Origin of the sequence: Bacillus sp. PAMC26543, from assembly GCF_014250375.1 — a bacterium.
GTDB lineage: Bacteria > Bacillota > Bacilli > Bacillales > Bacillaceae > Bacillus > Bacillus halotolerans.
In genome coordinates, this window is record NZ_CP060193.1 from 2,380,773 (window position 1) to 2,399,528 (window position 18,756).

Here is an 18,756-nt window from a genome sequence, read left to right on the forward strand (position 1 = left end):
GCAGAAAATATAAAAGAAAAAAAGGCAGAGTTTTCACTCTGCCTTTTTTATCATTTCAAATTCATTTTATTTTTATTCTTCAAATTCAAGTTCTTCCTGTGTCTCTTCCGCCTGTTGCTGTACTACTCCGTTATTATCTAAGCCGTAATGTTCACGAATTTGCTCCTGAATCATCAGCATGATATCTTTATTTTCTTTTAAGAATTGTTTGGCATTTTCACGGCCTTGGCCAAGACGCTCTTCTTCATAAGAGTACCATGAACCGCTTTTTTGCACGATATCAAGTTCAGTTCCGAGATCAATGATTTCGCCTTCTTTTGAGATACCTTCTCCATACATAATATCAACCTCAGCTGTACGGAACGGAGGAGCCACCTTGTTTTTCACGACTTTAATTCTCGTTTTATTCCCCATAACGTCGTTGCCTTGTTTCAGCTGTTCAGCACGGCGTACTTCAAGACGAACGGAAGAGTAGAATTTCAGCGCACGACCGCCGGGAGTCGTTTCCGGGTTTCCGAACATAACGCCGACTTTTTCACGAATTTGGTTAATGAAAATCGCAATAGTTTTCGATTTGTTGATAGCCCCTGAAAGCTTACGAAGCGCTTGAGACATTAAACGTGCCTGCAAACCGACATGTGAATCTCCCATGTCGCCTTCAATTTCCGCTTTCGGAACGAGCGCCGCTACAGAGTCGACAACAACGATGTCAACTGCACCGCTTCGAACCAACGCTTCTGCAATTTCAAGCGCCTGCTCGCCTGTGTCAGGCTGAGACAGTAAAAGCTCTTCGATATTGACACCGAGTTTTTGTGCGTATACCGGGTCTAGCGCGTGCTCCGCATCGATAAACGCAGCTTGTCCTCCCTGCTGCTGAACCTCAGCAATTGCATGAAGCGCCACAGTTGTTTTACCTGAGCTTTCAGGACCGTATACTTCAATAATCCGTCCGCGGGGATACCCGCCTATTCCCAATGCCGTATCAAGAGCGAGGGAGCCGCTTGGAACAGTAGAAATTCTTGTATCTGTCTTTTCTCCCAGTTTCATAATGGAACCTTTGCCGAACTGCTTTTCTATTTGTTTAAGAGCCATATCTAAGGCTGCCTGACGATCACTCATTCTATTTTTTCCTCCTTTATGTTACCACTACATATACTATACCCTGTTTGAAGGGATTTGCCAAGAAAAAAGCGAACGCATATTCGGATTTTTTCTTGGCCTGATTTCTACCAAAATATCATAATGAGTCAGAGAAATCATGTTTTTTGAGGAGGATAGTGTGCTGAAAACATTATTTTTGCTCTAACAGTTTTAAAATTAAATGGCAGCCATATTTAGCAGCACGTTTTCTGATTCCTGTTCTGGAGCCTGCAAAGTGAAACTCGTGAACCTCTTCTTTTCCGTTTGCAAAAATACCGATAAACACATGTCCAGGTGCATGGCCTTCTTGAGTATCAGGGCCGGCAACACCGGTAAAGCTAATGCCAATATCGCTTCCAGTGAGCTGCTGAACACCCTTTGCGAGCTCAGATGCGCATTCCTCGCTGACTGCGCCGAAACGGTCCAATGTTTCCTTTTTGACGCCGATGACATTTTGCTTCACTTCGTTTGAATAGCAAACAACGCCGCCGGAAAACAATGCTGAAGCGCCGCTAAGGTCTGTCAGCCATTCGGAAAACAGCCCGCCGGTAAAGCTTTCTGCGGCAGAAAGCGTGATGCCTTTTTCCTTGCATGCTTTAGATAGCTCTTTCACAAGCGATGTATCGTCGTAGCCATAGAAAAATTCACCGACACGTTCTAAAATAACGGCTTCTGTTTCTTTTAACAAACGCTCTGTTTCTTTTTCATCGGCATGTTTTGCTGTCAAGCGAAGCGTCACCTCTCCGTCCGCTGCCAACGGAGCGATCGTCGGGTTCGTCTGTGCATCAATGATATCTTCTAAATCAGCTTCAAGCTGAGATTCGCCGATACCGAAAAAGCGAAGAACAGTTGATACAATTTTTTCATTGGAGCCCATCTTTTTAAGAAGAAGCGGTTTTGCCTCATTTTCAAACATCGGACGCAATTCGCTTGGCGGCCCGGGAAGAAGCATATAAAAGCGCGAATCATGCTCTGTAAGCATTCCCGGCGCCATTCCAAAGTGATTCGCCAGTACGTCAGATCCTTCGATGACAAGCGCCTGTTTTCGGTTATTAGGTGACATCGTGCGTTTTGTTCGTTTGAAATAATCCTCAATGGATTGAAACGCCTCATCATTTAAAACGAGCGGACGTCCCAGCACATTTGCTATTGTTTCTTTTGTTAAATCATCTTTTGTCGGCCCGAGCCCTCCTGAAAAAATAATAAAATCAGAGCGCTCTTCAGCAATGCGGATGACCTGCTTCAGCCGCTCCGGATTATCACCGACTGCTGTATGGTAAAATACGTTTACTCCGATTTCTGCCAGCTGTTTGCTGATAAATTGAGCATTTGTATTAGCAATCTGACCGAGTAAGAGCTCTGAACCGACTGCAATAATCTCTGCTTTTTTTGGAAATTCCATCATGTATGTCCTTCTTTCTTAGTTAGATGCTTTTAGCGCTTCCCAGTTTTTAGCGAAATAGTCCCAGCCTGATACAACGGTAAAGAATACGGCTACCCATAACGCCAGGTCAGCGAACGGAAATGACACAAGCTCAAACGGAAGATTGTGAAGAAGCAATGCAGATACTGCAATGATTTGTGCCCAGGTTTTAATTTTACCAAGCATATTCGCAGCGACTACTTCTCCCGTTCCGGCTAATACAAGCCTTAAACCTGTTACGGCAAACTCCCGGCTGATAATCACAATGACCATCCAAGCTGGAGCAAGATCAAATTGAACAAGGATAATTAACGCTGCCGATACGAGAAGTTTGTCCGCAAGCGGATCGAGAAATTTCCCAAAGTTTGTAACAAGGTTCAGTTTGCGGGCATAATAACCATCTATCCAATCTGTCGTCGATGCAATAATAAACAAGATAGCGCCCGCCAAGTGTGTGACCGGAATGGATTCGTCTCCAAATTCGAGCCTGCCCCAGTCAAACGGCGCCAGCATGATAATCATGAAGATTGGGATTAATGCAATTCTTGCTAGTGTGATTTTATTCGGTAAGTTAAACATAAAGCCCCTCCAGTTTCATACTCGGACGTGAAGAAAAGTCATCTGGTGATTAAGATGACTTTTCTTCCTTTTTATTTACAATCTTTATTGTTTGTGCCATCACTTCTTTAGGATCAAGTTTATATGAAAGAACCTCACCGTTGATTTTTATTTTCAGGTTAGGTGCATATCCTGTACGGATTTCAACTTGTTTCTGATCAGTTATGTCTTTTTTATATGTTTCGTCTTTTTTCAGTGTACCCTCTTTAAGAGAGCTGCTGTTTTCATCGCGCACTCGAATCCAAGAGCTGTCTGAAGCCTTCAGCTCAAGCTCGATTTTATCAGCGCCGGACACTTCATAAGTTGTTACAGATCCTTCAGTGCCAGTTGCTTTCACCTCTAGTTTGTCACTGTCACTGTCTTCTTTTTTATCTTCTTTGTCTTTCGTTTCTTTTTTCGTGTCTGTCTCTTTTTCAGAGCTGTTGGTTTGATTCTCTTTCAGCGTTGAATCTTTAGGGATCTCATACTTGCTTTCACTTTTCGCGATTGATTTTTCTGATGCCGCATTGCTATTATCATCGTTTTTATGATTCGCAAACTGAATTATAGCGTAAACAATGGCGATCACGACAATCACGCCGAGAATCACAAGTATTGTAGGCAGCAATTCCAGCGCCTTAGAAGCAGGCTTTGGCATTTCCTTCTGGAGATTCATGCCGGAGATTTTTTCAGACACATCGTCATGATACGTATTCGGGATATCTTTTTTATGCTCCTCAAACAATTGGTCAGCATCAAGCCCGACGGCTTCCGCATATTGCTTGATGAAAGCCCGGACATAAAACTTACCCGGAATAATGTCATAATTTCCTTCCTCCAAGGCGGTTAAATACCTTTTTTGAATCTTAGTTGCCGCTTGGAGATCATCCAATGACATTGCTTTTTCCTCTCTGGCTTCTTTCAGCCGGATTCCTAGTTCAGTCACAACAAACACCTTCCAATTTTAAAAATCAAAGCTTGAAAACCCGGATTGATCAAACATTTGGGGTTCTTCAGCATGTTCATATGTAATAACCTCATCAGGATCATTTCTCAGTTCAATAATATAATCAAAGTCATCTAGTGTATACTCTGTATTTTGAACGAATATGTCCGGATGCTCCACCACTTTTGTAGCAGGCAGCCTCATGATTTCCCTCACCAGCTGCAGATGGCGTTCTGATCCTCTTCTTGTCGATACAATTCCGTCAATGATAAAGACATTTTCAGTGCTGTATTCATCGGCAATCAGTTGGCTTCTGATTGTCTGTTTCAGCAAGGTAGATGACACAAACAGCCACCTTTTGCTGGCGCATACGCTGGAAGCTACGATTGACTCCGTTTTCCCGACGCGCGGCATTCCCCGGATCCCGATTAATTTATGGCCTTCTTTTTTGAACAGTTCGGCCATAAAATCGACTAATAAGCCCAGCTCGTCCCGTTCAAAGCGAAATGTTTTCTTATCATCGGCATCCCTCTGGATGTACCGGCCGTGACGCACAGCGAGACGGTCGCGAAGCCTTGGTTCTCTCAGCTTCGTTACTTTAATTGTTTCCATCGTTTTTAAGATTGATTCTAATCGCTTAATTTGATCTATATGGCGGCACCTGAGCAGCATTCCCCTTCTGGAAAGATCGACGCCGTTTATCGTTACGATGTTAATAGAAAGCATCCCGAGAAGAGATGAAATATCCCCGAGCAGTCCGGGGCGGTTCACTTGAATTTCATATTCAAAATACCATTCGAGCTTTGCCAAATGATATACCCCCTTCATTGTGGCAAAATTTTACCTTCCTTTATCATAAAGCATTTTTCTCTAATTAGAAAGAAGAATGTTGCTGTGATGGGGAAAACATAAAAAAGAGAGGAAGAATCTCCTCTCTTCTTAATGAGTGCTGTTATTTTCAACAAGCTTAACCATCATATTGGCAATGGCGTGCTGTTCTTCTTTAGATGCTACGCTCCAAAGATCTGCCAGCACTTTTTCCTGCTCGTTCTTAGAATCCACTTCATTAGCCAGGTAACCGCCGATTTCTGTAGCAAGGTCAGTGATGGTGTCCTGACTCATGCCTTTTTCTTGCGCATAGTTTAAACGATCACCAAGGAAATTCTTCCAGTTATCCCAGTTTTCTAATACTGACATGTGAGTTTCCTCCATTTCATGTGAAGTTACAAAATTATTTTGTCCTTCTTAAAAGAAACTATACACATTTTATTTTGCTTCAGCAGTGCCAGCCGCCGTTAACTGACAGAATCTGTCCAGTAATATAGGAAGCTTTTTCAGACAGGAGAAATGCTGCCGCCTCGGCAACTTCTTTCGGCTGTGCAAGCCTGCCGATCGGGATTTCATCAGCGATCTCTTCTAATTCATCCGGATTGAATTGATTCATCATGTTTGTATCTACAGCACCCGGCGCTACTGCGTTGACCCTGATACCGCTTGGGGCCAGCTCCTTAGCCAGTCCTTTTACAAACGAGTGCTGCGCTCCCTTTGCCATGCTGTACAGCACCTCACACGATGCGCCAGTCTCTCCCCAAATAGAGCTGACTGCCACGATCGCTCCCGATTTGTTACGGATCATGCCTGGAAGAAGGTTTCTCGTCAGCATGTAAGGACTTGCCACATGCAGCTGAACCATTTCCTGTACCGTAGCATTATCTACATCAGTAATCAGTCCAAAATGGCTTCTGCCGCTGTTTAAAACGATCGCATCAACCGGCTGAACAATTGATTTTGTTAGTTCATCAGCGCCAGTGGGAGTGGAGAGATCTCCTTGCAAAATATCAGCATATATGCCAAATGACCGTTTCAGTTTTTCAGCAAGCTCTGCAGCCGCGCTTTCATTCTGATTGTAGTGCAAAAGCAGATCATACCCCTCTGCTGCAAGCGATTCACTTATGCTTTTGCCGATACCGCCGCTCGCCCCGGTGACTAATGCTGTTTTTTTCATCCTCTTTCCTTCTTTCCGCAGAAAAACACCCCTCACTTGGAGGGATGCATGTTAAGATTTAGGAACCACTTTGCAGACAGTCAGTCTGTCCTCAGCAATTTCCTCTTGTATGATTTGCTGCACATCCTCAAGGGTGATCTGCTCGAGAACAGTTACGATATCAAACAGGCTCATCTCCAAAAATGCATAGCGAGTGAATTGGTTAGCGATGTATTCAGGTGAGTTTAATGCCTTTAAAAATGACCCGATTTTTTTCTTTCTGGCAAGTTCAATCTTCTCAGCGGTGATGATTTCACCGGCACGAAGCAGATTGCCTGAAATGTCTTCAGCCAATTTATCCGGTTCAGGCGTGTCCCCGCCAATGGCCGCAAAACCGAACCCATATTCAGCCGTAAAATCAAAGCTGAACGTTTCATCTATATACCCTTTTTCATAAAGGGACTCATATTGGGCAGAGCTTTTGCCGAACAAAGATTCAAGCAATAGGTTCATTGCAAGTTCATGCTTGAGCAGCTCTTTCCCTAATTTATACGGATGCTTTGATTTCAGTCCGACGAGACATTTCGGTCCCTGAACATTCATTTTAATTTCTTTTTCTTTCCGGAAAACAGCTTCTTGCTCTTTTACTTCTTCCCGTTTAATTTCCGGCTGATCTGTATACGGTTTTCTTTCCTGATTTTCTCTTACCTGAGAAATGATCGCTTCAGGATCAACAGGGCCGACTATAAAGAGGAGCATATTGCTCGGATGATAAAACGTCTCATAGCATTCGTAAAGAAGGTCCTTTGTGATATGGGATATACTTTCTACCGTCCCGGCTATGTCTATTTTGACAGGATGATCTTTGTACATGTTTTCAATCACCCCGAAGTAAAGCCTCCAGTCAGGGTTATCATCATACATGTTAATTTCCTGGCCGATAATCCCTTTTTCCTTTTCCACCGTTTTTTCTGTAAAATAAGGGTCCTGCACAAAATCAATCAATGTCTCCAAATTGCGTTCCACATTTGACGTGCTTGAGAAAAGATAAGCTGTTCTTGTAAATGACGTGAACGCATTGGCAGAGGCGCCCTGTTTACTGAAATCTTGAAAAACATCTCCATCAGCTTTTTCAAACAGCTTATGTTCAAGAAAATGGGCAATCCCGTCCGGAACCTGAACCATCTCGTCTTTTCCAAGAGGGACAAACTGATTATCTATAGACCCGTACTTTGTTGTGAATACCGCATACGTCTTGTTGAAGCCTTTTTTCGGCAAAACGTATACGTCCAGGCCGTTTGACATTTTTTCATGGTACAGCGTCTCCTGAAGCTGTTCAAATTCGATTGGTTTTATCAAGATGCACCCTCCGTCCCTTTTAAGAAATAAGTCGTATCAAGCTGAATCTTTTCGCCGACTTTAATGATATCCTCTTTTGTCACCCGCTCAATATTGGCAAGGAAATCTTCGATCGGAATATCGACTTGGGCAGCGGCCTGCTGATATAGAAATTCAGATAAACCGTACGCAGTATCAATTGTTTCCAGCACCTGATTCTGAATCATGGCTTTCGTCTGTGAGATGTCTTGCTCACTGAACTCCCCGTTTTTCATAGCCTGAAATTGCTCGGCAATAATAGAGACGGCTTGTTTGTAGTTTTTCACTTCAATTCCTGACATCACCATTAATAAACCTTTAAAGCTATCGATACGCGAGGCTGCGTAATAAGCGAGACTGGCTTTTTCCCGAACATTAATGAAAAGCTTGGAATGAGAAAAGCCGCCGAACATTCCGTTAAAAACTTGTAAAGCTGAATAATCCTGATCCGTAAAAGTAATATTGGTCCGATAGCCAATATTCAGCTTGCCTTGTTTGACGTCTTCTTCATCAATGACTTCTTTGGGCTCAGGTTGTTCAGCATGATTGTTCACAAATGTTTCCAGAGCGCGTTCCTCTGTGTGAAAATATTGATCAATAGCAGCTTGCACTTGTTTCCTGTCAACATCGCCGACGACATATAAATCAAGCTGGTCTTTTTGGATCGCGTGTCGGTATGTTTCATATAATTGATCGGCCGTAATGGCATCAACATCGTCGATCTCTCCATTAACGTGCAGCGAGTAAGGTTCATTTTTACACATTTCCTGTATAAGCCTTAGATTAGAGTAACGCATTTTATCATCATAAACCGCTTGAATTCTCTGCTTCAGCGTTCGTTTTTCTTGATCCACATATTGCGATTGAAAAACGCCTGCTTCTAAAGCAGGTGAAAAGACGATTTCTGCGAGAAGCTGCAGCCCTTTTTCAAGGAGAGGCGTCTGATCTTTTAAATATTTTTCATTCGGAATTTCAAGCCTAAATGTAATCACATGCTGTTCACCTTTTTTCGAGAGATCAGCCGAAACAGACGTGCCGTACAGTTCATCCAGATAAGAACGTAAATCTGCAGTTTTCGGACGGCTTTCTGTTCCGCGAAGCAGCACATGCGGGAACAGCGCTCTTTTCGTAACTTGCTCCTTTGTTAAGGGCGCCAGCATTTTAAAGATAAGCGAGACGGTTTTAAATTTTTCTGTTTCTACAATATGTGCGGTTAAACCGCCGTGCTTTGTTTTGACTTCATTGACATATGACATGTGAAACCTCCTTCGTTCATTTCTTATTAGTATGTATTATGACCAAATTTCAGCATTCGCAGAAACACTCTTTCATGTAATTATAGCAACTGTAGGATTTATAAGGAAACAATAACCTCTTACGTATTAATTGTTCGTCCGCTATTGGAAATAAAAAAGAGCTTCCTGCTTGATGCCTCTTAATCACAAGTTTTCTGCCGAGATTCGCTATTTTTCTCAGCAAAAAAAAGACGGTGTGTCAAACCGTCCCTAAGTTTTTTTCTTCTTCACTTTTTTTAGCATCTACATTAAAGAGCACCAGAAATAAGGAAATAATCCCGCAAAACGCGGAAAGAATGAAAATAAGCCAGCTTGCATTAGACATCAATGCCGCAAACACAGGCGGCCCGAGAGCTACTCCAATAAAGCGCATACTATTATAAAATGAGGAAATAGTTCCGCATTCCTCACTCTCAATCCCTTCTGTTATCAGCGCATCTAAAGCAGGAAGCGCCATTCCGATTCCAATTCCCCCAAAACTCAAAAAGATAAATAAAAAATAAAAACTGTGGTTCCACCACAAGCCGATAAAAGACAGGCTTAACATAATCATCCCTGTAACGACGCAAAATTTCATTCTTGCCTTATCTTTGCCGATCTTTTTACCCGCTATAAAAGAACTGCTGGACAGGAATAAAAGAGGTATCGCCAGCAGCCCGCCTTTGGCCACTCCGTCAATTGTATATTTATTCTCTAGCGTATCTGATAAGTAAAATAATACGCCAAATAATAAAAACATAATGACGCACCCAATAATAAAAACTGTGTAGAGCCAGCGTCCATCCTGTTTAAAGATTTTCCGCACATTCTTGAGGAACTCTGAAATTGTAGGTGCATCCTCATCTTCTTCAGGCTTCTCGACCAGAAACAATACGAGCAAAAAGCTGATCAAACAGAAAAACGGAATAAACCAAAACGGGACGAACCAGTACCAGGAGGCAAGTAAGGCGCCCAGTATGGGACTCAGCACTTTTCCGGAGGTGTTAGCGGTCTCAATATCGCCAAGACCGGCACTGACCTTTTCATCATCCCCCTTAAACAGATCGCCGATAAACGGCATGACGATGGGAGCTGCACCCGCTGATCCGATGCCTTGAAGAACCCGTCCGGCCAAGATCATAGCGTAAGGATTGTCTATATATGTTGAAGCAAAAGCAGCCACAGCTCCCCCTATTCCCGCAATAAGAAGGCATGGGAGCAGTACTTTTTTTCTGCCAAATCTATCCGACAGGTACCCGGCGATCGGAATGCAAATGATTGCTACCACCGAATATACAGTGATAATTAATGACACTTGAAATGAACTGACCGACAGCTTTTTCTCCATCATCGGAAGCACGGGAATCAGCATGGAGTTCCCTAATGTCATAACAAGCGGTACGGAAGCCAGAGCAATAATATTTTTCATTCCTATTTTTTCTTTCAACATTTTCACCCATTCACTTTGTCATCCTTTATATCTTGCGTTAACCGCAGTAAAAGTATGTACAAAGAAACATAAACCAGACAAATAAAAAAACAGACACATCACAGGCGTCTGTTTTAGAATCGTTTACGCAAAACATGGAATCTGAATTTGTCGGCTCTGAAATAATTTAATGAATAAAGCACCGGTTTATCATGCTGATCGTAATGCGTTTGTTTTAACAGCAAAAGAGCTGTTTCCGGATCGCATTCCAGCACAGGAGAAATCGTATCATGATAGCCGATCGGCTCAATATCAGTTACAGCGTAGCTGATCACAGAGCCTGAATTTTTCTCAAGCAGGTCAAACATAGACTCTTGCTGGTGAGAAAAAGAATCCGGCAATATATCCATCGGAATTTTGTCAATACAATACACAATCGGCTGCCCGTTTGCCGTTCTGACACGTTCAAGATAAAAAACTTCCTGACCTGATGTCAGATGAAATCTCTTGATATCATCATCAGACGGCATAAGCACTTGAGATGAAAGAAAAATCGTTCCTGGAATCATATTAGCCTGTTCAATCATCTTGGTTACACTGTTCAGCTGTTCAATGCCCGAAAGAAATAACGGCTTAGAATGGACAAAAGTTCCTACACCATGCCTTCTGATAATCACATGCTCTTCTTCCAATATCCGCAGTGCTTCACGCAAAGTCGCCCGGCTGACACCAAGCTTTTTGGAAAGCTCAAATTCAGAAGGGAGCTTTTCTTTCTCAGTGTAGATTCCATTTTTAATATCCTCTTTTATTCGTTCAATCACTTTTAAATACAAGTGCCGATTATCAGCTTTTGTAGACATGTTTCCCCTCCGTAAACCACTTTCGATAAAAATTATTGAACAATTGGGACAACTATATCATGTTTTGTCGAAAAAATAAATAAAAAGGTGTACAGTTTACATAATGTTATTATTGTTACTGAACTCCCTTCATTTAAGAAGAGAGCTCATCATGTTTTTCTTTTGATATTAAGACTTCCCTTGGTTTGCTGCCTTCATACGGGCCAACTACGCCGCGTTCTTCCATTGCATCAATCAGGCGTGCCGCTCTCGTATACCCGATTCTGAACCTTCTTTGCAGCATCGATACGGATGCAGTCTGCATGCCGACGATTAATTCGACGGCTTCATCATAAAGGTCATCGGTAACCTCAGTATGGGTTTCCGTTGTTTCCTCAGGAATCATTTCTTCCTGATATTGAGCTTTTTGCTGCGTAATGACATGATCCACGACCTGCTCCACTTCTTCGTCTGACAAAAATGCACCTTGTACACGGACAGGTTTATTAGCCCCGACAGGTAAAAACAGCATATCTCCTCGTCCTAAAAGCTTCTCAGCGCCCCCCATATCCAGAATGGTCCTTGAGTCCGTCTGTGAAGAGACACTGAATGCGATTCGTGACGGAATATTTGCCTTGATGACCCCTGTAATGACGTCAACTGACGGACGCTGTGTCGCAATAATAAGATGGATGCCGGCAGCCCGTGCCATTTGGGACAATCTCGTAATCGAGTCTTCTACATCAGATGAAGCTACCATCATGAGATCAGCTAGCTCGTCCACAATGACCACGATATACGGCAGCTCTGGCTGTTTTGCCTCTCCCTCATTATTGGAGCGTTTTATATAATCATTGTACCCTTCAATATTTCTTGTTCCTGTATGAGAAAACAATTCGTACCGACGTTCCATTTCATTGACAACCTTTTTCAAAGCTTGTGATGCTTTTTTCGGGTCAGTTACCACCGGAGCAAGCAAATGCGGAATCCCATTGTACACATTCAGTTCAACCATTTTTGGGTCAATCATCATCATTTTCACTTCATGCGGTTTAGCGCGCATCAGAATACTTGTAATAATGCCGTTGACACAGACACTTTTTCCGCTTCCGGTCGCGCCTGCGACAAGCAAATGAGGCATTTTGTTTAATTCAGCAAGCACAGCTTCACCCGAAATATTACGGCCAAGTCCGATTAACAGTTTTGCATCAGGTCTGTCATTAAGTTTTGATTCAAGCACTTCCTTCAGCGATACCATAGCCACTTCCGCGTTTGGAACTTCTATTCCGATGGCAGATTTACCTGGAATAGGCGCCTCAATCCTGATGTCTTTTGCAGCTAACGCCAGCGCTAAATCGTCACTTAGGTTGACTATTTTGCTTACCTTCACTCCTACATCCGGATACACTTCATATTTCGTGACAGCCGGTCCAAGATGAACCTGTGTCACTTTCGCCTTTACGCCGAAGCTTTGGAAGGTGCGTTCAAGCTTTCTGGCATTTTCATAAATATTTTTTTTATCAGCCTGCTGGCCGGTATGCTTCGGATCAGCTAATAAATCTAATGACGGCATCTGATAATCTTTATTTTCAAGTTCTGTAAAGGTCATTGGCGGAGCAGCAGCCGTTTCATTATGCTCAGCCTCGGACTGTTTTTCCTGAAGCGGTTCTGTCGCCGGCTCAATTCGTTTTACCGCAGCTGCCGGAGGCTCTTCCGTTTCATTCCGGTCTGAAAAGCTTGAGATAATCGGCTCTGAATGAATGAGAGGCGATACCATTTCCTGCTCCTCTTCTTCAGCAGCGGGCTCTGGCTCCATTTGCTGTTTTTTGCGCGCCGGCTTTTGTTTTTTACTGGTATTGGCTTTCGCTTTTTTCGATGATTTCATATTTGTTTTGACTGATTTCATATCATCAATAAAAGCAAACCATTGTTCTTTGATGAAACGGCCGATCGGGCTCATCCACTTTTTCAGCGTTTCTTGAAGAGAACGCCCCGTGACCAGAATCATTCCGATCAAAATCATTACAATCGCCATAATTTGAGAACCAGTTGATGCAAACAAAAAGTGTGAAGCCGCAAACAGAAGCGCCCCTATCATTCCCCCGCCTAAATCAGGTGAAGCAGAGCTCCCATTCATGTCCATTAAAAATAATTCCCATGTATTGCGGATCACGCTGGCAGACTCAATAGATCCTCTGTTCGTCAAATTTTTAAACAGCTGCACATGAGAAAGCAGCAATATGCTTGCAATGATGCAGTACAGCCCCGCCTTTCGTCTCGTTAAAAGACTCGGCGTTTTTTTCTTCCAAAATAGTGAAACCCCTAAAACGAATAAGCCTAACAAGCATAAAATAAACCACTCACCAGCGAAAAAACGGAACAAGTAGATAAAGGTTTGTCCCACTACACCAAGCTGTAAAATGGCGATAATTGAGATAGCAATGCACAGCAATCCGTTTAATTCAAATTTTATGTTGAGCTGTTTTGCCTGTTTTTTTCTCGATTTTCTTTTTTTCTTTGCCACACTCATCACCTTACTGCGTTAAAAAATGTAAGTTCATACATAATGAAGAAAGCAGCCGTTTACTGGCTGCGTTTTTCTGTAGGATTCCCCTATTATAGCATATTTTGCCCTTAAAAAAGGGCCGGAATCTTATACGTTTAATTTTAGCTTTTGTCCCGGAGAAATATCCGGATGCAGAAAGTGCATAGGATTAGTACTCATGACTTGAATAACCTCTGCTTCATTGCCTTTCATCTCGACAAGAAGCGGAACACCTCTATACTCAATTTGCTCATGTGCACTTGGCTGTTGGTTCTGTTCCGCGAAAACAATTTCCTGCGGCATCGTGGTATACAAAATCATTGAATCATCCGTCCTTCTTCTTCTCTCGCTTCCTCGATCAGCTCATTTAATTTATGAATCGCTTGTCCGACTCCGCCGACGTGATCAATCAGTCCATACTCGACGGCATCCTTGCCGACGACATTTGTTCCAATATCGCGTGTTAAGTTTCCTTTTGAAAACATCAGCTCTTTAAACTTATCTTCATCTACATTTGAATGGCTTGTTACAAATTTAACGACTCTTTCTTGCATCTTATCCAAGTACTCAAAGGTTTGAGGCACGCCGATCACCAGTCCCGTCAGACGAACGGGATGAATCGTCATGGTAGCTGTTTCAGCGATATAGCTGTAATCACAAGATACCGCAATTGGTACACCGATGGAATGTCCTCCGCCAAGTACGATGGAGACGGTTGGTTTTGACAAAGATGCGAGCATTTCAGCAATTGCAAGACCCGCTTCCACATCTCCGCCGACTGTATTTAATATAATAAGTAAACCTTCAATTTTTGGATTCTGCTCAATGGCAACGATTTGCGGGATTACATGTTCATATTTTGTTGTTTTGTTTTGCGGAGGCAGCTGAACATGGCCTTCTATTTGTCCGATAATGGTCAGACAATGGATATTTGTATCTTGCGGCAGCTGCGGAAGTGTCGTTTCCCCTAGCTGCTGTATTTTATTCATAATGCTGTCTTTCGCATCATTTTTTTCGGGACGTTCTTCTTCTGTATTTTCCATACGATGATCCATTTCGCTTTCACCCTTTCCGAGTTTCTCTTTGTATTATGAACAAAGATCTTCAATTCAATCCCGGCTTAACAGGCAAAAAAATAAAGACCGGAACAGGTCCGGTCTTACGTTTACATTAGACTTCCATAATAATTGGGATGATCATCGGTTTACGTTTTGTTTTTTCATATAGGAATTGGTTCAAAGCATCTCGCATTGCCTGCTTAAGTGTTGACCATTCAACGTTTGATGTTTCAGTTGCTTCTGTCACGATAGAGCGTACAAGCTCCGTAGCCTGTACGATAAGGCCTTCAGACTCTCTTACATAAACAAAACCGCGTGTGATAATCTCAGGACCTGATACAAGATGTTTCTTTTGTTTATCAAGTGTAATGACAACAATCAGTATGCCGTCTTGTGAAAGTAAGCGGCGGTCTCTCAGCACAATATTTCCGATGTCGCCTACACCTAAACCGTCGATTAAAATATTGCCGTATGGCACTTTATCACCGATCTTTACGTTTTGGCCGCGAAACTCGACAACGTCTCCTTTTTCAATTAAGAAGATATCACTGCGCTTCATGCCGATATCTTCAGCGATTTTCGAATGAGCCTTTTGCATTCTGTATTCGCCGTTTACAGGAATTAAATATTTTGGTTTAAGCAGATTGATCATCAGCTTTAACTCTTCCTGTGAGCCGTGTCCAGATACATGCACACGCTTTTGGGCAAAAATGACTTGTGCGCCGGCTCTGGCAAGCAAATCAACTGTTTTAGAATAAATAAGTTCCTGCCCAGGGATCGGAGTGGATGCAATGACAACTGTATCCCCTTCTTCGATATTCAGCTGCTTGTGAGCTTTGTTTGCCATTCTTGTCAGAGCTGCCAATGGTTCACCATGGCTGCCGGCAGTTACAATCGCTACTTCGCGCTTCGGATATTTTTTGACGTCCTGAATTGAAATAAACAGTTCATCATCTGCTTCAATATATCCAAGCTTTCTTGCAAGCTGAAGGATCGATTGAAGGTTTTTTCCGGCAATGGCAATCTTTCTGCCATTTTGAGCCGCTGCATGAATGACTTGCTGAATTCGGTTAATATTGGATGCGAAAACCGCAATGATTACCCGGTTCTCTGAATTGTACAGTGCGTCCGAAATCTCTCCGCTGACAGCAGCTTCCGAAGGGGTGTAACCCGGACGTTCTGCATTAGCACTGTCAGAAAGCAGAGCAAGTACGCCGCTGTTGCCGATTTTGGCAATCTCGCCAATGTCGCACGATTGATTAAGTGCGGGTGTTTGGTCAAATTTGAAGTCTCCCGTGCATACAATAGATCCAAGTGATGTTTTTAAACTGACGCCTACTGAATCAGGGATACTGTGGATCGTATTAAAGAATGATACCTTTGTTGATTCAAATGTAATGACAGATTTTGAGTGAATTTCTCTTAAATCAGCTTTTCGGTTATGTCCGTATTGTTTTAATTTTTCTCTTAATAGTGCAAGCGTTAGCTTTGTTCCGTATACAGGAACAGAAAGCTTGTTTAATAAGTAAAAAACGCCGCCGATATTCTCATCATGCCCATGTGTTAAAAAGATAGCCTTAACGCGGTCAGATCGTTCAATCAAATATGATATGTCAGGAATCACCACATCAATACCGAGCATTTCGTTTTCTGGATGCATAAGGCCGGCATCAACGACAAATATGTCTGAATCAATTTCGATGACATAAAGGTTCTTCCCAATTTCTCCGACACCGCCAAGGGCGATAATTCTAACGTTTTCTGTATTTTTCTTTTTCAAAATCTATATCCTCCTAGTCTCATACCCGTCCATCATCACTTGTTCCTATTATAACTGAAAGTAAATTTAGAAAACAAGATAAAGCAGAAGGTTTAGGGAAAACCAATATGTATAAGAAACGGTCAAACTCAGGTGGAATGAGAATGACCGCGTTTGTTTCACTGTATGAAATTTTTCTTACAGTTCGCTGATCGCGCTGCTTAAGCTCAGACGTTCATCTTCGTTTAATGGGATGAGAGGAAGACGCACTGAACCGACATCAAGGCCTTTCAGCTGAAGAGCTGTTTTCACAGGAGCCGGGTTAGGCGCTTTAAACAGTTCCTTCATAATCGGCAGCAGTTTCTGGTGAATCAGTGCCGCGTTAGCTGTTTGCCCATTTGTATAATTTTTGATCATTTGCTGCATATCAGAGCCTACTATATGGCTTGCGACTGAAACGACACCTCTTCCTCCTACTGACAGAACAGGAAGCGTCAAGGCGTCATCCCCAGAATAAACGGAGAAATCTTCAGGCGTTTCCGCAACAATTTTTGTAATCGCTTCGAGATCTCCGCTCGCTTCTTTAATCGCAACAACATTCGGAATATCTGCCGCCAACCGGATTGTCGTCTCAGGAGCAAGAGAAGCAACGGTGCGCCCCGGCACATTGTACAGCATAACCGGAAGAGATGTTTCAGAAGCAACAGCTTTAAAATGCTGATACATTCCTTCTTGTGAAGGTTTATTATAATACGGCGTAACAAGCATCACCGCATCTACGCCTGCTTCCTCAGCTTTTTTGGTCAGCTTAATGGAATCTTTCGTATTGTTGCTGCCAGTACCCGCAATGACAGGCACCCGGCCGTTCACTTCTTTGACCGTATATTCAAATAGTGCTATTTTTTCTTCTGTTGAAAGGGTTGGTGATTCTCCTGTTGTTCCCGCTACTACTAAAGAATCTGTTCCGTTTTTCAACAAGTAATCAATCAGTGTAGACAATTTTTGAAAGTCTACATTCCCTTTATTGTCAAAAGGTGTAATCATAGCTGTAGACACATTTCCGAAATTCATTTTTTTCACCTCATCATGATTCAATCACATTTACTTAGAAAGTTCAAACACTTCATGCAAAGCGTTTACAGCAGGAACCATGTCCTCTTCATGGACAAGCACCCAGATGGTCGTGTGGCTGTCCGCCGACTGCAGAATAGGAATCTCTTTTTCTGATAGAGCTGTCACAATTTTAGACGTTACACCCGGGACGCCCATGATACCGGCACCGACCGCCGAAACTTTTGCACAGTTTTTCGTCACCATCGGGTCATAACCCATATCCATTAAGATGCGCTGAGCTGTTTCCGTCTTGTTCCCAGCCACCGTATAAACGATTTCACTAGGTGTAATGTTAAAGAAATCAACGCTGATTCCTGCACTCGCCATCGCTTTAAAAACTTCAGTCTGAACGTTATACTGACCGATTTTTGAAGGCACTTTGAACTGTGTGACATCTTTGACATGGGCAATTCCGGTAATCAGCCGTTCAAAAACATCACTGCCGACATTGGAAGAATGATGTGATGTCACCAATGTGCCTTTATCTTTGGAATATGTTGAGCGGACGCGAATCGGAACCTTAGCCTGCATCGCAATCTCCACAGCTCGCGGATGAATCACTTTCGCTCCCTGGTACGCCAGGTTGCAGATTTCTGTATATGTTACCACAGGAAGCGGTTTCGCGTTTTCCACTACTCTCGGATCAGCAGTCATCACACCTTCAACATCTGTGAAAATATCGATGTATTCAGCGTCAATTGCCGCCCCAAGTGCAGCTGCAGACGTATCGCTGCCCCCTCTTCCGATCGTTGTTGTATCGCCCTTTTCAGTAGCGCCTTGGAATCCTGCGACGACTACTGCGTCATGATTCGCAAGCACACTGAATAAACGCTCCGGTTTCATTTCAAGGATTTTCGCATTTGTATGCTGATCATTCGTTAAGAACCCAGCCTGAGCCCCTGTCAGCGCAGATGCTTTTACACCGTTATCCAGCAGCATGCTCGTAAAGACGACAGAAGAAATCGTCTCTCCGCATGATAAAAGCAGATCCTGCTCTCTCGGGGAAATCGCAGACTGGTCGCCGTAAAGCAGTCCCAACAGAGAGTCTGTTGCGTACGGATCACCCTTCCGGCCCATCGCGGAAACGACAACGACAACCTTATATCCTTCACTGATTGCTTCTTTAATGTGCTCTAAAGCCAGTTTACGGCCTTTGTCATCTTTTACAGATGTCCCGCCAAACTTCTGAACAATTATCTTCACTGTTTTCACTCCAAATTATTCGGACGTAACAGAAGAGAGCAGGCTATTTGCGCCTTACTCTCTTCTATT

At 42.9% G+C, this 18,756-nt stretch carries 17 protein-coding genes; all 17 read right to left on the reverse strand.

Translation table 11 applies throughout. The features are described from left to right. Nucleotides 1-72 precede the first annotated feature (72 nt). On the reverse strand, nt 73-1,119 hold the full coding sequence (gene recA, locus H7F27_RS11905; RefSeq protein WP_010334307.1) for a recombinase RecA: 1,047 nt from the start codon (nt 1,117-1,119) through the stop codon (nt 73-75). Between the two features lie 172 nt (nt 1,120-1,291). Then, nucleotides 1,292-2,542 carry a competence/damage-inducible protein A gene (locus H7F27_RS11910; RefSeq protein WP_185847962.1) on the reverse strand — a complete coding sequence of 417 codons (1,251 nt, stop codon included), beginning with the start codon at nt 2,540-2,542 and terminating at the stop codon, nt 1,292-1,294. A gap of 18 nt (nt 2,543-2,560) precedes the next feature. Then, nucleotides 2,561-3,142, reverse strand: coding sequence for a CDP-diacylglycerol--glycerol-3-phosphate 3-phosphatidyltransferase (pgsA, locus tag H7F27_RS11915; protein WP_024121454.1), 582 nt, complete (start codon nt 3,140-3,142; stop codon nt 2,561-2,563). 49 nt (nt 3,143-3,191) lie between these two features. After that, complete coding sequence (locus tag H7F27_RS11920) at nt 3,192-4,058, reverse strand: cell shape determination protein RodZ (protein ID WP_229043071.1); 867 nt, start codon at nt 4,056-4,058, stop codon at nt 3,192-3,194. A gap of 66 nt (nt 4,059-4,124) precedes the next feature. Beyond that, nucleotides 4,125-4,916, reverse strand: a complete 792-nt coding sequence (locus H7F27_RS11925) for a DUF3388 domain-containing protein (protein ID WP_024121452.1) — start codon at nt 4,914-4,916, stop codon at nt 4,125-4,127. Between the two features lie 129 nt (nt 4,917-5,045). Further along, nucleotides 5,046-5,303, reverse strand: a complete 258-nt coding sequence (locus H7F27_RS11930; protein WP_024121451.1) for a DUF3243 domain-containing protein — start codon at nt 5,301-5,303, stop codon at nt 5,046-5,048. Between the two features lie 79 nt (nt 5,304-5,382). Then, the gene (ymfI, locus tag H7F27_RS11935) at nt 5,383-6,111 is read right to left on the reverse strand and encodes an elongation factor P 5-aminopentanone reductase (RefSeq protein WP_024121450.1); all 729 of its coding nucleotides are present in this window, start codon (nt 6,109-6,111) and stop codon (nt 5,383-5,385) included. 51 nt (nt 6,112-6,162) lie between these two features. Beyond that, on the reverse strand, nt 6,163-7,449 hold the full coding sequence (gene yfmH / locus H7F27_RS11940) for an EF-P 5-aminopentanol modification-associated protein YfmH (protein WP_105954257.1): 1,287 nt from the start codon (nt 7,447-7,449) through the stop codon (nt 6,163-6,165). Further along, complete coding sequence (yfmF, locus tag H7F27_RS11945; RefSeq protein WP_185847963.1) at nt 7,446-8,723, reverse strand: EF-P 5-aminopentanol modification-associated protein YfmF; 1,278 nt, start codon at nt 8,721-8,723, stop codon at nt 7,446-7,448. The genes yfmH and yfmF overlap by 4 nt, the downstream gene beginning before the upstream one ends. Nucleotides 8,724-8,961: 238 nt before the next feature. Beyond that, on the reverse strand, nt 8,962-10,170 hold the full coding sequence (locus H7F27_RS11950) for a bacillibactin exporter BcbE (protein WP_232351026.1): 1,209 nt from the start codon (nt 10,168-10,170) through the stop codon (nt 8,962-8,964). 134 nt (nt 10,171-10,304) lie between these two features. Continuing rightward, nucleotides 10,305-11,030 (reverse strand): GntR family transcriptional regulator, encoded by a 726-nt coding sequence (locus tag H7F27_RS11955; RefSeq protein WP_059292764.1) that lies wholly within the window; start codon nt 11,028-11,030, stop codon nt 10,305-10,307. 133 nt (nt 11,031-11,163) lie between these two features. Next, nucleotides 11,164-13,533 carry a DNA translocase SpoIIIE gene (gene spoIIIE, locus H7F27_RS11960; protein ID WP_185847964.1) on the reverse strand — a complete coding sequence of 790 codons (2,370 nt, stop codon included), beginning with the start codon at nt 13,531-13,533 and terminating at the stop codon, nt 11,164-11,166. A 129-nt stretch (nt 13,534-13,662) separates the two neighbouring features. Beyond that, nucleotides 13,663-13,875, reverse strand: a complete 213-nt coding sequence (locus H7F27_RS11965; RefSeq protein ID WP_024121444.1) for a YlzJ-like family protein — start codon at nt 13,873-13,875, stop codon at nt 13,663-13,665. Beyond that, nucleotides 13,872-14,609 (reverse strand): translocation-enhancing protein TepA, encoded by a 738-nt coding sequence (tepA, locus tag H7F27_RS11970; RefSeq protein WP_024121443.1) that lies wholly within the window; start codon nt 14,607-14,609, stop codon nt 13,872-13,874. The genes H7F27_RS11965 and tepA overlap by 4 nt, the downstream gene beginning before the upstream one ends. A 115-nt stretch (nt 14,610-14,724) precedes the next feature. Next, nucleotides 14,725-16,392, reverse strand: coding sequence for a ribonuclease J2 (gene rnjB / locus H7F27_RS11975; RefSeq protein WP_101861229.1), 1,668 nt, complete (start codon nt 16,390-16,392; stop codon nt 14,725-14,727). Between the two features lie 177 nt (nt 16,393-16,569). Then, complete coding sequence (gene dapA / locus H7F27_RS11980) at nt 16,570-17,442, reverse strand: 4-hydroxy-tetrahydrodipicolinate synthase (protein ID WP_024121442.1); 873 nt, start codon at nt 17,440-17,442, stop codon at nt 16,570-16,572. Nucleotides 17,443-17,472: 30 nt separating this feature from the next. Next, nucleotides 17,473-18,687 (reverse strand): aspartate kinase, encoded by a 1,215-nt coding sequence (dapG, locus tag H7F27_RS11985; RefSeq protein WP_024121441.1) that lies wholly within the window; start codon nt 18,685-18,687, stop codon nt 17,473-17,475. Nucleotides 18,688-18,756 lie beyond the last annotated feature (69 nt).

Excerpts from the sequence above, each read along its gene's own strand:
- H7F27_RS11950 (WP_232351026.1), bottom strand. The coding sequence starts at position 10,170 with ATGAAAAATATTATTGCTCTGGCTTCCGTACCGCTTGTTATGACATTA.
- yfmF (WP_185847963.1), bottom strand. The coding sequence starts at position 8,723 with ATGTCATATGTCAATGAAGTCAAAACAAAGCACGGCGGTTTAACCGCA.
- H7F27_RS11955 (WP_059292764.1), bottom strand. The coding sequence starts at position 11,030 with ATGTCTACAAAAGCTGATAATCGGCACTTGTATTTAAAAGTGATTGAA.
- dapA (WP_024121442.1), bottom strand. The coding sequence starts at position 17,442 with ATGAATTTCGGAAATGTGTCTACAGCTATGATTACACCTTTTGACAAT.
- ymfI (WP_024121450.1), bottom strand. The coding sequence starts at position 6,111 with ATGAAAAAAACAGCATTAGTCACCGGGGCGAGCGGCGGTATCGGCAAA.
- H7F27_RS11930 (WP_024121451.1), bottom strand. The coding sequence starts at position 5,303 with ATGTCAGTATTAGAAAACTGGGATAACTGGAAGAATTTCCTTGGTGAT.
- tepA (WP_024121443.1), bottom strand. The coding sequence starts at position 14,609 with ATGGATCATCGTATGGAAAATACAGAAGAAGAACGTCCCGAAAAAAAT.
- pgsA (WP_024121454.1), bottom strand. The coding sequence starts at position 3,142 with ATGTTTAACTTACCGAATAAAATCACACTAGCAAGAATTGCATTAATC.
- recA (WP_010334307.1), bottom strand. The coding sequence starts at position 1,119 with ATGAGTGATCGTCAGGCAGCCTTAGATATGGCTCTTAAACAAATAGAA.
- H7F27_RS11920 (WP_229043071.1), bottom strand. The coding sequence starts at position 4,058 with ATGTCATTGGATGATCTCCAAGCGGCAACTAAGATTCAAAAAAGGTAT.
- H7F27_RS11910 (WP_185847962.1), bottom strand. The coding sequence starts at position 2,542 with ATGGAATTTCCAAAAAAAGCAGAGATTATTGCAGTCGGTTCAGAGCTC.
- H7F27_RS11965 (WP_024121444.1), bottom strand. The coding sequence starts at position 13,875 with ATGATTTTGTATACCACGATGCCGCAGGAAATTGTTTTCGCGGAACAG.